This is a genomic window from uncultured Jatrophihabitans sp. (assembly GCF_964252635.1).
Taxonomy (GTDB): Bacteria; Actinomycetota; Actinomycetes; order Mycobacteriales; family Jatrophihabitantaceae; genus Jatrophihabitans.
In genome coordinates this window covers 11016-12642 of record NZ_CAXUNP010000066.1, presented here as the reverse complement: position 1 = coordinate 12642, position 1627 = coordinate 11016, and the positions used below count along the sequence as shown (strand labels likewise).

The following is a 1627-nucleotide window of genomic DNA, read 5'->3' as shown; positions in this document are numbered from 1 at the left end:
CCCCCCGCCCCCCCCCCCCCCCCAAACCCCCCCCCCCCCCCCGCCCCCCCCCCCCCCGCCGCCGCCCGACCCCAATGGACCCCACCCCGAACCATCGACCCCGACCAGACACCCATCCCCGTCTGAGCGGTTACGTGGCTCTGTCCTGCACGCTGCCGCGTGATGTGTCCACCGGTGGCTCGGCCGGGCGCGACCGGCTGACCAGGACGAGCAGTGACACCAGGCCGTATGCCAGACCGGCCACGACACCGGCGTCGATGATGCCGCGCCAGGGCTGGTCCACCAGGCGCACGAGCAGGATGAGCACCACGATCCCGACGGTGAGCGACCAGCTGCTGATCACCTGTCGCCGCTCGGCGTGGAAGTAGCCGATGCAGTACAGCGGCGCTAGGACGAGGTCGACGCCGTGACCGTGCCGGCGCAGCGAGTCCCGGCGGGCGACCACCCGCCGCGAGAACCGCAGCTGGAAGCCCCGGTACCCCTCGCCGACCCCCATGCTCAGCACCCAGGCGGCGAGCACGACCCACTGCAGAGTGCTCAGGTGATGGCGCAAGGCATCCAGCGTGAACGGCCAGACCCGGACGATCGCGTCGCCCAGGATGAGCACGACCCCGACAAGACCCCAGACCGCCGCCACTCGCCGCGCGGTGCTCGACGAGCGGTCGGTCATACCTGCGATTCCGGCGCCTCACGCGGGAAGCTGAGCCCGGTCGTGCTGTGACAGCGGTAGCCGTTGGGGTGCTTGGCGAGGTACTGCTGGTGCTCCGCCTCGGCGTAGTAGAACGAGCCCAGCGCGGCGACCTCGGTGGTGATCCGGCCGTAACCGCGGTCCTCGAGAACGGCACCGAAGCGCTGCTTGGCGCGCTCGGCGATGCGGCGCTGGCCGTCATCGGTGTAGTAGATGCCCGAGCGGTACTGCGTTCCGACGTCGTTGCCCTGCCGCATGCCCTGCGTCGGGTCGTGGATCTCGAAGAACGTCGCGACCAGGTCCTCGTAGCCGGTGACGTCGGGGTCGAAGACGACCAGGACGGCCTCGGTGTGTCCGGTGAGCCCGGAGCAGACCTCGTCGTAGTCCGGGTGGGACGTGATGCCTCCGGTGTAGCCGACGGCGGTGGTCCACACCCCCGGCCGCCCCCAGAAGATCTCCTCCGCGCCCCAAAAACAGCCGAGCCCGAACACGGCCTGCTCGAGGCCGTCCGGGAACGGCGGCTGAATCGGATGCCCGAGCACCGTGTGGGTGGCGGGCACCGCGAACAAGTAGTGCTCGCGACCGCGCAGTGCACGCTCGGGAGTGACCATCTGCGTCTTGCGCCGCGAGAACAGCATGAAGCCAGCGTAGGTGCGTTGCCGCGAGCGTGCGCTCCTTGGGACGACGAGGCGCACGACGTAGGCTCGACCCATGACGCAGTGGGGTCTCGACACCCTCTTCAATCCGGCCAAGCGGCACATGGACGAAGAGAAGCGTCGCCTGCAGTCCACCCGCGAAGAGGTCGGCGACAACTCGGGTGGCCGGCGCATCGACCTCGAGTCGGGCAAGGTCGTCATCCGACGTGCGGACGAGGACGAGGACGGGTCGGAGGCCCCGACCGAGGCCGACTCTGCAGCTACGAACGGCAAGGGCGCTGCG

General features: G+C 70.1%; 3 protein-coding genes. 1 reads left to right on the top strand and 2 read right to left on the bottom strand.

Annotated features, from left to right (window positions below):
* Positions 1–130: 130 nt before the first annotated feature.
* A complete protein-coding gene (locus ACFFCA_RS18885) occupies positions 131–670 on the bottom strand; it encodes a hypothetical protein (RefSeq protein WP_375487662.1) in 540 nt (179 codons plus the stop codon).
* Positions 667–1326 (bottom strand): peptide-methionine (S)-S-oxide reductase MsrA, encoded by a 660-nt coding sequence (gene msrA, locus ACFFCA_RS18880; RefSeq protein ID WP_375487661.1) that lies wholly within the window; start codon positions 1324–1326, stop codon positions 667–669. The genes ACFFCA_RS18885 and msrA overlap by 4 nt, the downstream gene beginning before the upstream one ends.
* Before the next feature lie 73 nt (positions 1327–1399).
* Between msrA and ACFFCA_RS18875 the strand changes: the two genes are divergently transcribed.
* Positions 1400–1627 (top strand): DUF6191 domain-containing protein (locus ACFFCA_RS18875; protein WP_375487659.1); only part of this gene is annotated, 228 nt, incomplete at its 3' end.

Coding starts and splice junctions, on each gene's coding strand:
- ACFFCA_RS18885 (WP_375487662.1), bottom strand. CDS start 670: ATGACCGACCGCTCGTCGAGCACCGCGCGGCGAGTGGCGGCGGTCTGG.
- msrA (WP_375487661.1), bottom strand. CDS start 1,326: ATGCTGTTCTCGCGGCGCAAGACGCAGATGGTCACTCCCGAGCGTGCA.